Origin of the sequence: Gilliamella sp. HK2, assembly GCF_001690265.1 — a bacterium.
GTDB classification, from domain to species: domain Bacteria; phylum Pseudomonadota; class Gammaproteobacteria; order Enterobacterales; family Orbaceae; genus Gilliamella; species Gilliamella apicola_C.
This window is the reverse complement of record NZ_LZGV01000031.1, coordinates 1-15,793: the sequence shown is the minus strand read 5'-3', so window position 1 is coordinate 15,793 and position 15,793 is coordinate 1. Positions and strand designations below refer to the sequence as shown.

Sequence of the window (15,793 nt, the reverse complement as noted above, 5' to 3'; positions counted from 1 at the left end):
AAGTTATACAAGCAATTGATAGATTTCAAGAAGAATATACGATTAATAATACGATTTGGTTACAACTGAAATGTAGGTGTTCTCCTAAACAATGTAGTGGATTTGGTAATGGTTCAGGAAAAAATACCTCACCAGAACAATTTAATAAATATGAATATCCAGGGTTACATAGATCATTATTATTTGGATTTTGTGCGCTAAACTTTTATTTAAGTAGACAAAATGTTTATAAGTTTAGAGAAATTTCATCGGGATATAGATGTTCTTTGCATAAGGAAGGAGGAACTACTTCTAATCACAGAGGAAAAGCTTTAGATATTCAGTTTAATAAAGGTAATTGGGAAATCAGACATCGATTTTACATTAATATTGAACCCTTAATGTATATTCGTGATAACTTCTTTGCAACTTACCTTAATGCGCAAAACAAATGGGCAAATAGCAACCTTTTTAGCACTGAGCCAATAGGTTTAAAAAAGGATAATTCAATAATAGATAGAAATCATACATATAGTTGGATTCATATGGATGTTAGATCATTTGAAAAACAATATTTATTAGATGAATATTTTTGTACTGATGCCGCAACTTTAAATAAAGAAAAACTAATTACCCTTATTAATAAATAAGAAAAATAGAATAAATTAGAGGAGGAAATAATGCTAACAATACTAAATCGTTTTTTCGTTTTATTTTTTTGTTGTTTTATCACGTTAGCAGTAAGTGCGAATGAAACAAAAAATGATCCCAATTCATTAACAAAGCAGGATATTACAGAGTGGCAATTAGTTGATATTACTTATCTACCCGATATCCCACTTGATGATTTAACGTTATATACACGACTTAACGAAATAAAAAATATATCGGTAAAAAGTTCAGACAGTAAATTAATATTAGATGAAAATCATATAATTAATGTACATCAAGTTACCGACAATTTATCACCGCGTTCCCACGAATTGTTACAAAAAGTATTGGAACATTTAAAGTTAACGGGTAATCAACAAGAAAATCAATATTTTGATTTTGTAACATTACCTAAGCAATATAATTTAAATCCCTCATTAGTGCTTATTTCCGATTACCTTTTTTTATTTACGAATGATGATATGGTTTTGGCGTTTAAATTAAAGCAAAAAATGCGTCAAACGCTAGCAACTATTTATGAAAAATTAAATATTATAGATGTTCCATTGAATAATTATTATTGGGGTGATGAAGTTAATAGTAACAATGATATTTTTTTACCAATAACGGATACAGTTGATCCTTTTGTTGCTGGAAAGTTTAACGATGATTGTTTTGATGAATTTAATTATTTTTTTAAAGGAATGATTGATGATGGTTGTTTTAGGGCATTGAAACTAAAATCTTATAAAAAAATAAAATTATTATTGCTGTCCTCCGTTGCTATTAATTCAGCACGACAGTTATCATTAATTAGCCTTTCGGATGATTTTAATCTGATTGATAGACTAGAAATAGGTGAATTTTATGAGTTGGAGGATGGAGGTATTTTGAGTAAATATTTTATCGATAAAAATTATCGCATAACAATCAAACATTTTAACTCGCCATATGATTACAAGAAAAGACCAACCACTTTAGTCAGTAAAATTCACTATGTCATTAATAAACAAGGAAAATTTGTTAAGGTAAAAAGATAGTTTTTAATTGCAAATAGGCAAAATTAATTCAAGTACGTAAAAAAACATTTTCACCTATAAGGTTAGGGGGAATGTTTCTAATCCTGAGAATAATGAGGATTTCTTTACAATTCGTTTATGCTTCAAAATAAGCCGTACTGGGTAGAAAGCCATTGGCTTCATTATTGCAAAAAATAACTAATAAATAATTTTAGGATATATTATGATAAATAACTATATAATTTATTTAGTGTTCGGTGTAATTCCTTTTTTTGCTTATGCACAAGAATCCCCTATTCAACAAAATAATAAAAATCCCTGTTTTGAAAAAAGCACAGACACTTTACCATTAAATAAAGCACATAAAAATGTGTCATATAACTTAGCCAATAATGAAAATTGTAAAATTGAGAATTTTGATTTTGGACATTGTGACAAGGAATTTCGCTATTTATCATTACCATCAAAAAATGGTATCGATATGGTATTGGTGCCAATGGATTGTGGTGATTTTCCTTACAGACTTTATTTATTGACAATAAAAGATCATCAAATCCACTCAAAATTATATGTTGAAGGTGAATGGTACGAACTAGGAAATAATGAAAATCTAATTGAAAAAACACATTTTACTATTTCAAAGGATTTTATCATTACCGTTACAACAGAATATGATAATAATTTAACAATTAAGCATTATTATTTAAATCAAGATGGATATATTAAAGAAAAAACCAACAATAATTAAATTACTTTTTATTTTTATCATTCCTGAATTTAATTACATCATCAGTTACAGCTGATGAAAAAAGTAGAAACCATTATCGGTAGCGTGATACGCGAAAAGGGAAAAAACACAAAAATTATGGGTTTATTACTCAAAGGCAGTAAAGTTCGTTTAGGTAAACAAGAAAATTACACGCTAGCGATGCGGGCATTACACCAAATATTAACGGGCACACTGATTTATTCAACCCAACGAAAAAAAGATCTGCCCCCACCTACTTTTACAGAAAGGGATTTAAAGGAAGGTCTACGCCGAAGTTGGGCCGCAGAGCGGATAGGGCATTTACTGGTCAAATATGAAAGTGAATGGTATGCCGATGAAGCATTAAGTAAATGGAATGAGATAGATGAGCTGTTTGAAGAAGAAAAGCAACAAAAAAAAGAGCTTATTGAAGCGGAATTAGATAAAAACGGCATAACCGACCCCTATCATCGAGACTTTGCCATGAAAAAATTGGACGAAGCCCTTGAGCATGTCAAATCAAACTGGCAACTTGAAAAAGAGCAACGCATTAAACCGTCACTGTGGTGGAAAAAAGTGGCACAAGCACAAGCTCAAAACCCAACCGCAAACACTGATGCCAATACTCCTAAACTGTCCAATCTATCCGCAGACGGCAAGGCATGGTTTATTCATCCGGTGGCGATGATAGATTATTTTAATGTTATTAAAACTAGAACAACATTTGATGAAAAATATATCCCAGAAGATAATGAGGTTTATATAAATGTCATTGTACCTTCGCACCGTGGATTAGAGGGGCCTTTAATTGTATTTGATAGAAGTGAAATTTATTTTAAAACTCATGCACTTTGTCTTGGGACTAGTACGAATCGTACAAAAGCAAGTGGAGATGGCGATACACCTACTGGTAGGACAAAGACAACATATTATCCAAATAGGCATAAAGGTGAATGGAGTTTTGGTAATTATGGATTTATTGAACTAATCGGAGATAGTGGTGAATTTTTAACTGCAGCTAAAAATGGACGAGATGGAATAGGCATACATTCTGGGCATACTTCAGGGTATTATAGAAAATCTTTGGAAGATTTAGGTAATCTTATGAACACTCATGGGTGTATTCGGGTTTATAATGAAGCAATGAAAGAGTTAGGGGCTTTGTATACTAGGTTAAAAAGTGAAGGTAAAACAATATATTGTTACATAGAAGATTATGTTGGAGATATAAAAGATGTTTATGAATATTATGGTTTAGCTCCCGATCCTAAAGACACTGTAAGAAAAGGGAGAGTAAAAACACAATGATTCTAAATAAAATCCCCTGTTTTGTTTTTTTTGCTTTTTTTACGTTAATAGTTTCAGCTCAAACTGAAAAAGAAGAGTTAGATCAATTAATGCATATATGGGCAGAAAGAGATTTTGCCGAAGAAGTCAGTATAGTTTCTGACTTTTTGAAAAGCAAAGGTTATAAAATTCCTAGTGAAAAGAGCTTTAAACAAAGAAGTTTAGATTATTTTGGTATTGATGTGGATTCAATAACATTTGATTGTCAATATATGATTAGTAAATATGATTATAGCTGTTTTACTAAGAATGGACGTTTTTTACTAACATACACAGAATCATTTCTGATGAGTGAATACAAAGGATTTGATGTTCCCCTTACTCCTAAGCAGGGTTTAGAGTTATTAAATAGCCCTAATAATGAGTATTCTCCTCATCTTATTGCTTATAATAAATTACTTTTTAACGATAATACTGATACTTTTGTAAAAAACTATTTTTTATCAAATCGGAAAAATTCGTTGCAAGAAGTTGTGATTTATTTCAATTATGAAAAAAATAGTTTGTTATATGAGGTTTCATTACCTGTATGGGATGACGATCTGAGAAATATGTGGCATTTCATTTTTTATAACAATTCACAAAAAGGGTATCGGAAACGTTTATTAAATGATTTGTATATACAATCGGGTGAACATGTTATTTCAATTTTATTAAAAGATTTGTCCGATAATTGGTATATTTACCCAACAGGAATTCCTATTTCAGAAAATAAAAAAATTACGATTACCTCAGCATCACAAGATAAAGCTTTATTGCATCTGATTAAATTACAAAGTCAGCATCAGAGCGAGGAAGCAAGTTTAACCGATAGCCAACGTAAAGCCTACCAATACCTGATTAATTTTTACGAAATAGATAATAAACTTGAATCAAGGCTTAAGGAAAATAATTTTTATAATATGGGGTTAAAAGTATCCGCTGAAGAACAAAAAGTCATTTCGGAAAGTAAAAACACACTAATAGAAAATCACTATATTACGAAATCAAATGATAATTATATTAATTTCCGCAGCCAACCAAATTCTAAAGCACCGATTATAAATAAATTATTAAATGATATAGATCTTATCAAAATTAATGTACAAGGTGAATGGTTATATGTCAAATTAAAGGACTCCCCCTCCATAAAGGGTTATGTTCATCTTAGTCAATTAGAATATAACGATAATAATTGAATGCATGTATCAATAAACATGATTAACTAGGTTAAATAATAATGATTAACAAAATAGGAAAGAAACTTATTATAGTTCTCGCTCTTTTTTCAATAAATGTGTTGGCTGATACAGAATCAGAGTTTGCATCAGCTAATTATTCAGATAAAACTATAAATATGATTTCAAAAATGCTTCAGCAAGAACATTATCAACTACTTAATTTAGAAGAATTTAAACAAAAAATTGATGATTATTTTGGTTCAGATACTGGCCTCAGCAAGAATAAAAATATTTGTCAAACATATACAGGTGAAGATAACTATTATGGCATAACAAATAATGGTAAATTTATTTATTCTTGTTTATTAACGAATTCATTTGCGAATGGAATATTAGATAATTCAAATAATAAATATGTTCAACAGTTAGTTGCTTATAATAAACTACTTTTTAATGATGATGATTCTGCTAAAAAATATATATTAAATCATAAGTATGATTATTTACCTGAAATCGTGATTAACTTTAATTATGAAAGTGATGCTTTACTCTATGAAACAGCTGTTGTGAATCCATATATTTCCGACGAGTATAAATGGCATTTTTTATTTTATAATAACGAATTAAAAGGGTACAGAAAGCGTTTTTTAAATGACATGCTATTGGATAAAGCTTATTTTCGTGGTTTATTGATATCTTTATTTGTTAATTGGAATGTTGAACATAAAGACATTGGTATACAAGGAAAAAAGGTAAGAATCCCACAATCTACTAAAGATAAAGTATTAATTCATCTAATTAAATATCGTAGTCAACTACAAAGTAATGGTGAAACTTTAGAACGTAGCCAACACTTAGCCTATCAATACTTGACGGATTTTTTTAACAAAGATAACCAGTTAAAAGAGAGATTGGAGAAGAATGAATATTATAACATGGGTATAACTGTTTTAGAGGATAAAAAAAAAGTAATTTCCTATAGTCATGATGAATTATTGGAAAATCACTATTATACAAAGTCTTCAGAAAAAGTTGTTAACTTATTAAATAAGCCAGATATAAAATCTTCTATTATCATGACACTACCGAATAAAACTGATGTGATCAAGTTATATTCGAAATTTATTGATAGAGAAAAAAAACAAGAATGGTTATATGTTGGTTTAGCTAATGATAGAACTACAACGGGGTATATACATCTTAGCCAATTAGAATTTAAGGATAAACATTTCTAATAAATTGTTGTAGTTATAGGCTAGCGATAGATATTAAAGCAATTTTAGGGGGGGATTTCCCCATGGCACTGGCCTGGGTTTGAAACGATAGAAGAAAAAGCCTCGATAAGTGAATTATCTAACAAGATTGGCAAAAATAAAGTGGCGAAATTGGATTTAGAAGATTACACGCCAGCGATGAAGGAATTACATCAAATCTTAACGGGAACTTTGCGTTATTCCAATCAGCGAAAAAAAACACACTTACCTTCTTTTACGGATAACTATTTAAAGGAAGGTCTACGCCGAAGTTGGGCCGCAGAGCTGATAGGGCGTTTACTGGTAAAATATGAAAGTGAATGGTATGCCGATGAAGCATTAAGTAAATGGAATGAGATAGATGAGCTGTTTGAAGAAGAAAAGCAACAAAAAAAAGAGTCTATTGAAGCGATATTAGATAAAATAGGCATAATCGAGCCCTATCATCGAGACTTTGTCATGAAAAAATTGGACGAAGCCCACGAGCATGTCAAAAACAACTGGCAATTGGAAAAAGAGCAACGCATTAAACCGTCACTGTGGTGGAAAGAAGTGGCACAGGCACAAGCTCAAAACCCAACCGCAAACACTGATGCCAATACGCCTAAACTGTCCAATCTATCCGCAGACGGCAAGGCATGGTTTATTCATCCGGTGGCGATGATGGATTATTTTAATATTAGAAATACTGAAATTATTTTCCCATTAAAAGTAAAACCAATAAACAATTTTGATATGCAATTTGGTAAAAACTTTAATTGGACTAAAAATAATAATCAAACAGCATTTGTAACTACCCCCTAAAATAGTACAGCCAAAAAGTAGAAAATTCTCTATGATAACAGTAAAAGAGGATTTAATTATGAAAAAAATGACTGAACATCAAATCATCGCTATTTTAAAAGAAGCTGAAGCGGGTATTCCCGTTAAAGAGCTGTGCCGTAAATAGGGCATGGGTAATTCAACTTTCTATAAATGGCGGGAAAAATAGGGCGGTATGGAAACTTCAGACATCAAACGTCTAAAAGAACTCGAAGCGGAAAACCGCAAGCTTAAGCAGATGTTTGCCGAACTGGGTTTAAAATCCCAACTTTAGGAAGAAATCATAAAAAAGCTATAGTGCCCACAAAGGTACGTAAAACGTGGGCACAGCAACTACAAAAAAATCATTCGGTTACTATTGTTATGAGCTGTGCCATTGTAGGCTTAAGCCGTTGTGCTTACTATTATCAAGCTAAGTTACTGGATGATTCGGCGATTGTTTCGGCTTTGAATGCTATCACAGACCGGCATTTACGCTGGGGTTTTCCTAAATATTTTAATCGTATCAGAAAGCTCGGCTATCAATGGAATCATAAACGGGTATATCGGGTGTATTGTGAATTAAAGCTTAATCTCAGGGTAAAGCGTAAAAAACGCATTCCTCCACGATGCCCAGAAAGGTTATTAGTCCCGAATAAACAAGGTGAATGTTGGTCAATGGATTTTATGAATGACAGTAGCCGTAATCAACGTCGCTTTAGAACATTCAATGTCATCGATGACTTTAATCGTGAGGCGTAATGATTTATAACACCAAAAGACCGCATGAGGCATTAAATAACATGACACCGATTGAGTATAAAACACTAAAACAAGCAGCGTGATTTTCTACGTGAGTTATGTACTAAGTTTGGGGTATTTACACAGCCCAGTTTTTCTGTCTAAATATTGTCCCTGATGTCTGAGGTTTTGTTCTACTGAGTCGTGTTCGATTTTATGAACCCGTTTATCCCAGAGCGGATAGCTACATTCCCAGATGATGTCACCGTTTGCTACGGTAAGCTCTTCTGGTGCACCGTTTAGAACGGTGTAGGAGTACATAACTTTTTCGGAGCATTACCTCTTTTATCTATGCGTGCCAGTAGTTGGTAGCTGCTTTGGTCGGTATAGATATACAGCCTGCTGTGCTGATTCGAGCTGGTTTTCTGAATCATTTTTTAGCCGAACCATAGAAAGCGGGCACGATTGTAGGGGTTGCCTGCATTGTTTAGTTGATGTTTTTCAACACGTACTTCGCTCAAGCGGTAGTTGGCGTTGTAGTGGTAGTGCCACTAATCATCCTGATTTAATTTCAGTTTTTTAACTTAGAAATATTTTTTCAATATATTCGCTTACTTTTGAATTAATATTACTTATATACTTCATGTCTTCATAAGAGCCAAATTTTAAAGCGCCTTCTAAATTGTCATGCAGGACTAAAAGATTATATGCCAATTCCTTTGAAATAAGATCTTTTTCTTTATAATGAGTTACCATTTCATCCAGTGAAGTATAGAGATCATTAATTGTTTTTTCATCTAACTTATCTTGTAATCTAATTTTTTCAATTACACTGATAATCTTTTCATGAACATCAGAATTTATAATTTTCATAAAATACCTAATTAATTATTTTTATTGAATTTGTTGGTATAGGTCAGTCAAATAGTGCTTCTCAAGCACCTTTAGCTAATCGTCTTCAAATTGATTACTTAAAAGGTCAAGACCTTTAGTAAAAGATATATCAATTGTTCCACCCAAAATTTTACTTAAGTCTATATCAACTATTCTAGTTCCAATTTTATTAGCCCATTTTTCAGCGATACTTAAATCTTTGGTTGCAGATATAAACTGAGATGGAGAACGACATCTCTGATGTTACATGTCCTGCAACTATTTCTATATTATTTGGGTTTAGTGAAAACAATCCAGAAGATATGTTTTTGCCTTGTCTAATAACTGTATAGACTTTGCCACTTTTTATACGATCAAACTCACTTACTTTAGCACATGGTGCTAATCCTAATGGATCAATTCAAGTTAACCCATTAGGCGCATATTAATACAGATTAAACCCGCCCAGCAGCCCAATCGGATCCGGCTGGGTAAATCTACCTATATCCGGATGATAGTACCTGAAAGTATTGTAATGTAAGCCGGTTTCTCTGTCTAAATATTGTCCCTGATATCTGAGGTTCTGTTGTATCGGGATGTGTTCGATTTCATGAATTCGCTTACCCCATAACTGAAAGCTGCATTCCCACAGTATTTTACCGTTTGCATCGGTGAGCTCTTCTGGACAGCCATTCAGGTCGGTGTGGGAAGTAGCGGATATGTTGTTCATGGTTGCCGTCTATGCCTATTGCGCTAGTGGTTCGTAGCTGTTCTAGTTAGTATATATGAAAAATTCAATTATCCTTGCCAAAATAAATATTAGACAGTATTTAATTCTATCACTCTAGTTGATTTTTCTATTTAAAATTTAAATAATTGTTCATTTTTATATTTCCTTTTATTTATATGGTGACATCAATTTATTAACATCTTCAACAGATAAGCTAAAGGAATCTATGATATTAATGTTTATATTCATATTTAGTTGGTCATTTATTCGGTTCAACCAATGATAAAAATCAATAAAGATATTCTCATTCTCTTTTGTTAACTCCATAAAACCAGAGTCTGTATGAGATAGCTCTAATGAATCTAAGATAAATCGAAAAATATCTTTATTTTGGATTAAATCATCAGTTTTAATGCTCATTAATTCTTTAATTATTAATATTTCTTCTGATATACCCATTATGGTTGGGAGGGATAAAACTCTATCCTTTATTTTTTGTAAATTCATATTAATTACCTTAATAAAATGATCCGTTAAGGGGAATATGTGCACTGTTAGGATCTGATTTGAATGTTCCCCCATATCCCATCAGTTCTATAATTTTGCCCATTTATAGTATTTTTAATACTAGCCGTTGGGCCATTTGCTGAGTTAGCTGTTGGCCATTTTGCTTTTGTAGTAGGATCTATGCCATTTCCATGTACTTGGTACCCTTGACCTTCATATCTAAACTCTCCACTCGGGAAACGCTTAGGATCTGCATGCCAAGTATTTGGTATTCCTCCTTGTGTGGCCCATGCATCTATGTCTGCTTTATTTACCTTCCCATATCTAGCTAATTCTGATGGATCAGTTGGGCGTTTGGTAAAACGTCCTGTTTCATTATTACGCCAACGATTCGACTTACTATTAAAACTACAGCTCAAACCAAACGGATCCACCCGAATCAACCCATTAGGCGCATACTGATACAGATTAAACCAGCCCAACAACCCAATCGGATCCGGCTGAGTAAATCTACCTATATCTGGATCATAATACCTGAAAGTATTGTAATGTAAGCCGGTTTCTCTGTCTAAATATTGTCCCTGATATCTGAGGTTATGTTGTATTGATATGTGTTCGATTTCCTGAATCCGTTTACCCCAGAGCTGAAAACTGCATTCCCAGACGATGTCACCGCTTGCTACGATAAGCTCTTCTGATGCACCGTTCAGATCGGTATGGAAGTTCATGACTATTTCGGGGGCATTACCCCTTTTTATCTATGTGTGCCAGTGGTTCGTAGTTGTTCTGGCCGGTGTAGATATACAACCTGCTGTGCTGATTCGGACTGATTTTTTGAATTATTTTTAACACGTCCCACAGGAAGCGGGTACGGTTGTAGGGGGTGCCTGCGTTGTCTAGCTGATGTTTTTCGATACGCCGGCCAAGGGCGTCGTAGACTCCGCCGTAACGCTGGCTGCGGTCTGTTTGTTCAATGCGTACTTCGCTCAGGGGGTAGTCGTCGTAGTGGTGGTGCTGGGGGCACCGATGGTTTGTTTGTTATGGGGTTGACCGTGCTCATCGTAGCGGTAGTGGTGTCCTCTGAAATTCAGGATCTGGTTACAGCAGATGACGTTCTGATTACTAGGGTCTAATTCTATTGGTCGTCTGTGATCTAATAGGTTGGTGGTGGCATCGTATTGCGGGATTTTCCTGTATCTGTGGTTGCGACAGCCTTCAATTCTGCCGGTGCGATCATAGTAGTAATCGGCCTGTCTGTGCTTGCTGTATTTTTTGTTTACCAGTCGGTCGAGGTTGTCGTACTGGTAGCTGCGTTTGATGTGGATATCAGGAAGAATCGAATTTTGATTACGCCGAATCTGCTTGTGTTGCAGGGCGGCTGTAATAATTATATTTTTTAAAATAGTTTGCAAGATTAATTCAATTAAAAAGCCTGTGCAATAAGGCTAAGATTTGTGTGGCAGGCAAAGCTTACCAACTATTTGCATGTTAATATTAAAGCTTAAATGCGTCTATATATTTAAGCCCGTTATAATTTTCTTTATAAGGTTTTTTTAACACTACTTCTCTTGCTTCATACCAAACTAAGGCATTGGTTTTGCTTATGCTTAGTTGATGACATTTGAGCGAGATTAAATTATCAATGAGTTCTCCTATATCAATCTATTTTTTCAATAGTTTATAATATTCAGTCAAATCTTTAATAATATAAATGTATAAAAATATATTTTTTATTTTAATCTTTTATAGTTAAATAATCTGAAAAAATTCTAAATATAGATAGTAATTCATTAAATGAAGTAAATTCTTCCCTTTTATTAATTTTATATTGATCAGTATTTAAATCTATTATTTCGGACATGCAACTTAGATTATCCCAAATAGTAAATCGGGCAATATAAATATCATTTTCAAAATCAATAACGATACTTTCTGATAAATCATTTTTATGATAAACATAAGAATAGTTAGTATGTTGGGATATCCAAAATTTAAATTTATTTAACATATTGATTGTATTTTCCTTTAATTTTTTCTACTTTAACACGAATGTTATTTGCTTTAGGCACCTCAGAGACAGGAACTCCCTTACGTTGTGCAAAGCGACTTTCTAAAGAATTTGGCCCTACTATTTTTGCTTATTCTTGATTTGTGGGAATTATAAATTTTTTAGGAATATTAAATTCAACATATAAAGTTCCATTTTTTGCTTGTTTATCAAAAGCCTTAACATCTGCTAGGTAAGCCATGTGAGTAGTTGTCCCTGTTATGTTTTGTATTGTTTTATCGCTATCTATTATTTCTTGATATTCTGCTGCTGCCATCCAGTTGCCAACTGTAACTAATGATAGTTGCCACGGAACAATCCAAATCAACCCATTAGGCGCATACTGATACAGATTAAATTCTCCCGAGTAATTTAATACTTAGAGTAAAATTTAAACTCCTAAGATTAAAAAAAGGTTCGAGCGTTATAAGTATTAGAGATTTTTCAAATAAATAACCTTTACATTGAGGATTTATTACAATTTAGAGGCTATTTATTCATAGTTCTTTTTATTAATAGCTGAATCCATGGATTTCCATTTTCTAATAATTGCTTATCTACTGAAAAATCGGCACTCGATTCAATAAGATGTAATAGTGACCAAGCTAATCCATAACTTTCATTATTACCAAAAAAGGTAATTAGTTTAGTTGCTTCTTCATTTGATAAAGGTGGTTGAATGTTATGTAAAATATTTTGATATTTTTGAATAAAGTCAATATCATAGCTCTCCTCTGAAGGCGAAAACCCCATTTTAATAAGTTCATTAACAGATTACTTCATAGAATCTCCAAATCATTTTTTCATTAATTCTGGATAGTTTGGTATAGCTAGTAATTGCACGCCAAACCATTTCCCCTTGTTCATTAGTGAGCTCAATTGGCAGAATATTGGTTAAAGTCGCTTAAATATAATCTGAATTTAAAAACAAAAAAATCCGAAAAAATATAGAAGATCTTTCCAGCTTTTTTATTAAAGTAATGCATATATTTTCTTTAACTGTTCACAATATTTCTTACTATAAGGTATTTTGATTTTTTTTAGATAATTAATCAGGTTACCTGCATCGCTAGTAATTAAATAATATTCTAATAAATGAATAATAAGAAAATCTTCATAGGGATCATCCACTGAAATAGTGACATCTTTCTCATCATTTCCTTCTTGTTCATCTGGTTCATCTTGAAGGACGACTAACTTAATTGCTATATACTTCAAAAAAGAAGTAAGACTATTCGACAATATGTTTTCTAAATCAGATAAAGTAGCGCCAGATAAATGGATTTTATTTGCATCATATTTGAACAATACCGATGGCAATTCTTCTCCGTTTGTCGTAATTTTATATTTTTGTTGCAATTTATTTAATGCTGTTTTATATAATGCACTATTTATAAAATATTGAATTTCATTGATATTTACCATTAATTAATATCCTTTATTATATTTATAACATCATAATCAGTATGTTTATACGGAGCAACTGCTTCATGCTCCCACGGAGTTAATTTTGCAAGATTGTCATGATTATGAACATTGTCACCCCCAACCTATTGTAAAATATCTTTATGGCGCAATTCTATCTGTACATCTTTTGGTTTCCTTTTTGCCGGATTTTCTATTATTACTTCAAGTTGTAATTTGCGTGCTTTACCCTCCTTTATTAATTTAATATTATTTTTCGAATACATGCTAGGATTATTTTTAGCTTCATTTTTCCAAAATTTCTTTCTTGGTGCACGCCAACAACTCAATTCTCACGGAGCATAGTATCTGAACGTATTGTAATGTAAGCTGGTTTTTCTGTCTAAATATTGCCTTGATATCTGAGATTCTGCTCTATGGGCTCGGGATTGATTGCCTGAATGTATTTTCCCCATAACTGAAAGCTATATTCCCAGAGTAATTCGCCGTTTGTATCGGTTAGCTCTTCCAGACAGACATTTAGATCGGTATGGTAATAGCGGATATGCTGTTCTTGGTTGCCGTTTGTGTCTATCCATGCCAGTGGTTCGTAGCTGTTTTGGTCGGTATAGATATACAGGCTACAGTGCTGATTCGGGCTGATTTCCTGAATCATTGTTAAGTTGTTCCACAGGAAGTGGGTACGCTTGTAGGGGGCCTGCGGGTCTAGCGATGTTTTCGATGCACCGACTTAATGAAAATTTATGTCATCTTTATTTTTAATCCCATCTTTCATCTATATAGGGAGTTATACTTTCTATAATTAAAAACTTTGATTTACAGTAAAGCTGTAATTTATCATGTTTAACGGTTATTTCAGAATAATCCGTAAAAGAAGTGATCGTTGGTGAACAGAAAAAACCAACTCTTGAACCAGACATATTTAACTGAACTATCTCATTAAAAGTAATAATTAAACTTAATGCATTAAATCCAACTTTATCCCATTTTTTAGGGTAAATTTTGGGAATTTCCTTGCAAGTTAAATGGCATTTCACCTCAGAATAGCTTTCAAATGAAACACTATTTAATTCAATAGATTGAAAGTTAAATTCATTATTAAACATAAATTGAATTTTTTCTCTGCCTAACGCGTTTTTAAACCACATATCCATTCCTTAAGGGAAATTATAATGACCATAAGTTCCAGAAACATGATCAGTATTCAGGTTATTTGAAAGTCTAACATTAAAGTGTGGTTCAGCACCATGACCTGATTCTGCTTTAGAGTGCTAAAGACTATAATATTGAATAAAAATGGATTTTTTATCAATAAATTCATATTGTCGAGCCTTTATTGGTTGACCGTTTCTAGCGATCATAGTACTGCCATTACCATCTCGTAAAGATGGTCGTGTAATGGCTGTAGGCTATTGATTCATCGGTATACCTGCATTGTGCTTAACCTGTCTAAATGGATCTCTTCGACTTTTACTATCATACGATGTTTTCTTATTTTTTACCCCACATGCTTTTAAACCAAATGGGTCAATCAAGTCAACCCATTAGGCGCATACTGATACAAATTCAAGCCACCCAGCAATCCTATCGGGTCAGGCTGAGTAAATCTACCTATATCCGGATCATAATACTTGAAAGTATTTTCATGCATTCCAGTTTTTCGTCTAAATATTGTTCCTGATATCCGAGGTTTTGCTCTATTGATTGGTGCTCAATTTACTGAATCTGTTTTCTCCATAACTGAAAGCTACATTCTCAGAATAATTCGCCGTTTGCATCAGTTATCCCTTCCGGACAGCCAAATATATAAAATTTAATAGAATCTAAAATAATTAATAGACTCCATTCAACTAAAAAATTATTCCATTGAAATCATTATATATTTCTTTGGAAGATACTGTTTCGGTTTTTAACTAACGCTATTTTTACAAAAGTCCTTCTTCTTTAAATTTAGCAAGTACTTCGCGCCCTTTTTCAGATAACTCCAATTTTTTTAAATAAATTTTGAGTCTATTTTCTGACGCCGTAAAAAAAAACTTTGAATATTTGAGCATTGACGGTAATGCTTCATCTGGGAAAGGAATGTTAGGATTATTATATTCATCTTCATCAGGATCATAATCATCCTCAACTTCACTTTTAATAATCATTGATAAAAAGGCATCAAACGAATTTGCAACAAACTTCAGATTAGTATTTTGTTCTAGATAACCGCCTTTTACAGACATGTCAAAATAGAGATCATTCACTTCATGATCCCAATAATAGACTTCACCATTTGGGCTTAAGCAAAGCAAATCGCCGTAATTAAGTGTTGCTACGGCAAAATAATCCTCAGGTATCCTATTTAAATAGCCATCGTTGGTAGCCAATAAATCTTCTCTATCTTCCTTTGAAAAACCCAAAATGACCTCTAAGGGCAATGACTCGCCCTCACAATCAATACAGTAGTCAATATTGGCTTCATTATCAAAAACAACAACATTATATTTTTTCAAAAAATCAATATAAG

18 protein-coding genes and 5 pseudogenes are annotated in these 15,793 nt (G+C 32.7%); 8 read left to right on the top strand and 15 right to left on the bottom strand.

Going from position 1 to position 15,793, the window contains the following annotated elements; all coding sequences use genetic code 11:
* The 8 genes and pseudogenes from A9G45_RS14300 to A9G45_RS03055 all read left to right on the top strand — a co-directional run.
* Positions 1-629, top strand: a pseudogene (locus tag A9G45_RS14300) (hypothetical protein); the annotation flags it as partial.
* Positions 630-659: 30 nt separating this feature from the next.
* Positions 660-1,670, top strand: coding sequence for a hypothetical protein (locus A9G45_RS03090; RefSeq protein ID WP_065567509.1), 1,011 nt, complete (start codon positions 660-662; stop codon positions 1,668-1,670).
* Positions 1,671-1,872: 202 nt separating this feature from the next.
* Positions 1,873-2,397, top strand: coding sequence for a hypothetical protein (locus A9G45_RS03085; RefSeq protein ID WP_081297800.1), 525 nt, complete (start codon positions 1,873-1,875; stop codon positions 2,395-2,397).
* A gap of 54 nt (positions 2,398-2,451) precedes the next feature.
* Complete coding sequence (locus A9G45_RS03080; RefSeq protein ID WP_065567510.1) at positions 2,452-3,705, top strand: L,D-transpeptidase; 1,254 nt, start codon at positions 2,452-2,454, stop codon at positions 3,703-3,705.
* On the top strand, positions 3,702-4,922 hold the full coding sequence (locus tag A9G45_RS03075) for an SH3 domain-containing protein (protein ID WP_065567511.1): 1,221 nt from the start codon (positions 3,702-3,704) through the stop codon (positions 4,920-4,922). The genes A9G45_RS03080 and A9G45_RS03075 overlap by 4 nt, the downstream gene beginning before the upstream one ends.
* 41 nt (positions 4,923-4,963) lie before the next feature.
* Entirely contained in the window at positions 4,964-6,139 is a 1,176-nt protein-coding gene (locus A9G45_RS03070) for a hypothetical protein (RefSeq protein ID WP_065567512.1), read from the top strand.
* A gap of 141 nt (positions 6,140-6,280) precedes the next feature.
* Positions 6,281-6,961 carry a hypothetical protein gene (locus tag A9G45_RS03065; RefSeq protein ID WP_065567513.1) on the top strand — a complete coding sequence of 227 codons (681 nt, stop codon included), beginning with the start codon at positions 6,281-6,283 and terminating at the stop codon, positions 6,959-6,961.
* Positions 6,962-7,276: 315 nt separating this feature from the next.
* A complete protein-coding gene (locus tag A9G45_RS03055; RefSeq protein WP_065567514.1) occupies positions 7,277-7,720 on the top strand; it encodes an IS3 family transposase in 444 nt (147 codons plus the stop codon).
* Positions 7,721-8,278: 558 nt separating this feature from the next.
* Here the strand turns inward: A9G45_RS03055 and A9G45_RS03050 are convergent.
* The 15 genes and pseudogenes from A9G45_RS03050 to A9G45_RS02995 form a co-directional block, all read right to left on the bottom strand.
* Positions 8,279-8,572: a hypothetical protein gene (locus tag A9G45_RS03050; protein WP_065567515.1), complete on the bottom strand. Its 294-nt coding sequence runs from the start codon at positions 8,570-8,572 to the stop codon at positions 8,279-8,281.
* 448 nt (positions 8,573-9,020) lie between these two features.
* A pseudogene (locus tag A9G45_RS14880) lies at positions 9,021-9,278 on the bottom strand (RHS repeat domain-containing protein); the annotation flags it as partial.
* Positions 9,279-9,470: 192 nt separating this feature from the next.
* Positions 9,471-9,809, bottom strand: a complete 339-nt coding sequence (locus tag A9G45_RS03040; RefSeq protein WP_065567517.1) for a hypothetical protein — start codon at positions 9,807-9,809, stop codon at positions 9,471-9,473.
* A gap of 47 nt (positions 9,810-9,856) precedes the next feature.
* Positions 9,857-10,537, bottom strand: a complete 681-nt coding sequence (locus A9G45_RS14565) for an RHS repeat-associated core domain-containing protein (RefSeq protein WP_065567518.1) — start codon at positions 10,535-10,537, stop codon at positions 9,857-9,859.
* A gap of 258 nt (positions 10,538-10,795) precedes the next feature.
* Positions 10,796-11,221: a hypothetical protein gene (locus A9G45_RS14020; RefSeq protein WP_141673581.1), complete on the bottom strand. Its 426-nt coding sequence runs from the start codon at positions 11,219-11,221 to the stop codon at positions 10,796-10,798.
* A 323-nt stretch (positions 11,222-11,544) separates the two neighbouring features.
* A complete protein-coding gene (locus A9G45_RS03025) occupies positions 11,545-11,817 on the bottom strand; it encodes an immunity protein TriTu family protein (RefSeq protein ID WP_065567519.1) in 273 nt (90 codons plus the stop codon).
* Positions 11,807-12,184, bottom strand: a pseudogene (locus A9G45_RS14875) (TreTu family toxin). Before A9G45_RS14875 ends, A9G45_RS03025 begins: the two are co-directional and overlap by 11 nt.
* A gap of 161 nt (positions 12,185-12,345) precedes the next feature.
* Complete coding sequence (locus tag A9G45_RS03015) at positions 12,346-12,609, bottom strand: hypothetical protein (protein WP_065567521.1); 264 nt, start codon at positions 12,607-12,609, stop codon at positions 12,346-12,348.
* A gap of 219 nt (positions 12,610-12,828) precedes the next feature.
* Positions 12,829-13,281: a hypothetical protein gene (locus tag A9G45_RS13695; protein ID WP_081297799.1), complete on the bottom strand. Its 453-nt coding sequence runs from the start codon at positions 13,279-13,281 to the stop codon at positions 12,829-12,831.
* 125 nt (positions 13,282-13,406) lie between these two features.
* Positions 13,407-13,610 carry a hypothetical protein gene (locus tag A9G45_RS14870; protein ID WP_442903027.1) on the bottom strand — a complete coding sequence of 68 codons (204 nt, stop codon included), beginning with the start codon at positions 13,608-13,610 and terminating at the stop codon, positions 13,407-13,409.
* 53 nt (positions 13,611-13,663) lie between these two features.
* Positions 13,664-13,936, bottom strand: a complete 273-nt coding sequence (locus A9G45_RS03005; RefSeq protein ID WP_065567492.1) for an RHS domain-containing protein — start codon at positions 13,934-13,936, stop codon at positions 13,664-13,666.
* Between the two features lie 103 nt (positions 13,937-14,039).
* A complete protein-coding gene (locus A9G45_RS03000; protein WP_065567493.1) occupies positions 14,040-14,429 on the bottom strand; it encodes an Imm50 family immunity protein in 390 nt (129 codons plus the stop codon).
* Positions 14,430-14,438: 9 nt separating this feature from the next.
* Positions 14,439-14,501: pseudogene (locus A9G45_RS14865) on the bottom strand (hypothetical protein); the annotation flags it as partial.
* A gap of 294 nt (positions 14,502-14,795) precedes the next feature.
* Positions 14,796-14,979: pseudogene (locus tag A9G45_RS14860) on the bottom strand (RHS repeat-associated core domain-containing protein); the annotation flags it as partial.
* Between the two features lie 227 nt (positions 14,980-15,206).
* Positions 15,207-15,793, bottom strand: a 587-nt coding sequence (locus tag A9G45_RS02995) for an SMI1/KNR4 family protein (RefSeq protein ID WP_141673580.1), incomplete at its 5' end; no start/stop codon positions are given.

What these genes read in the sequence shown, in the direction of transcription:
- A9G45_RS03090 (WP_065567509.1), top strand. Translation starts at nt 660, where the DNA reads ATGCTAACAATACTAAATCGTTTTTTCGTTTTATTTTTTTGTTGTTTT.
- A9G45_RS03085 (WP_081297800.1), top strand. Translation starts at nt 1,873, where the DNA reads ATGATAAATAACTATATAATTTATTTAGTGTTCGGTGTAATTCCTTTT.
- A9G45_RS03080 (WP_065567510.1), top strand. Translation starts at nt 2,452, where the DNA reads ATGAAAAAAGTAGAAACCATTATCGGTAGCGTGATACGCGAAAAGGGA.
- A9G45_RS03075 (WP_065567511.1), top strand. Translation starts at nt 3,702, where the DNA reads ATGATTCTAAATAAAATCCCCTGTTTTGTTTTTTTTGCTTTTTTTACG.
- A9G45_RS03070 (WP_065567512.1), top strand. Translation starts at nt 4,964, where the DNA reads ATGATTAACAAAATAGGAAAGAAACTTATTATAGTTCTCGCTCTTTTT.
- A9G45_RS03050 (WP_065567515.1), bottom strand. Translation starts at nt 8,572, where the DNA reads ATGAAAATTATAAATTCTGATGTTCATGAAAAGATTATCAGTGTAATT.
- A9G45_RS03040 (WP_065567517.1), bottom strand. Translation starts at nt 9,809, where the DNA reads ATGAATTTACAAAAAATAAAGGATAGAGTTTTATCCCTCCCAACCATA.
- A9G45_RS14565 (WP_065567518.1), bottom strand. Translation starts at nt 10,537, where the DNA reads ATGAACTTCCATACCGATCTGAACGGTGCATCAGAAGAGCTTATCGTA.
- A9G45_RS03025 (WP_065567519.1), bottom strand. Translation starts at nt 11,817, where the DNA reads ATGTTAAATAAATTTAAATTTTGGATATCCCAACATACTAACTATTCT.
- A9G45_RS03015 (WP_065567521.1), bottom strand. Translation starts at nt 12,609, where the DNA reads ATGGGGTTTTCGCCTTCAGAGGAGAGCTATGATATTGACTTTATTCAA.
- A9G45_RS13695 (WP_081297799.1), bottom strand. Translation starts at nt 13,281, where the DNA reads ATGGTAAATATCAATGAAATTCAATATTTTATAAATAGTGCATTATAT.
- A9G45_RS03005 (WP_065567492.1), bottom strand. Translation starts at nt 13,936, where the DNA reads ATGATTCAGGAAATCAGCCCGAATCAGCACTGTAGCCTGTATATCTAT.
- A9G45_RS03000 (WP_065567493.1), bottom strand. Translation starts at nt 14,429, where the DNA reads ATGTGGTTTAAAAACGCGTTAGGCAGAGAAAAAATTCAATTTATGTTT.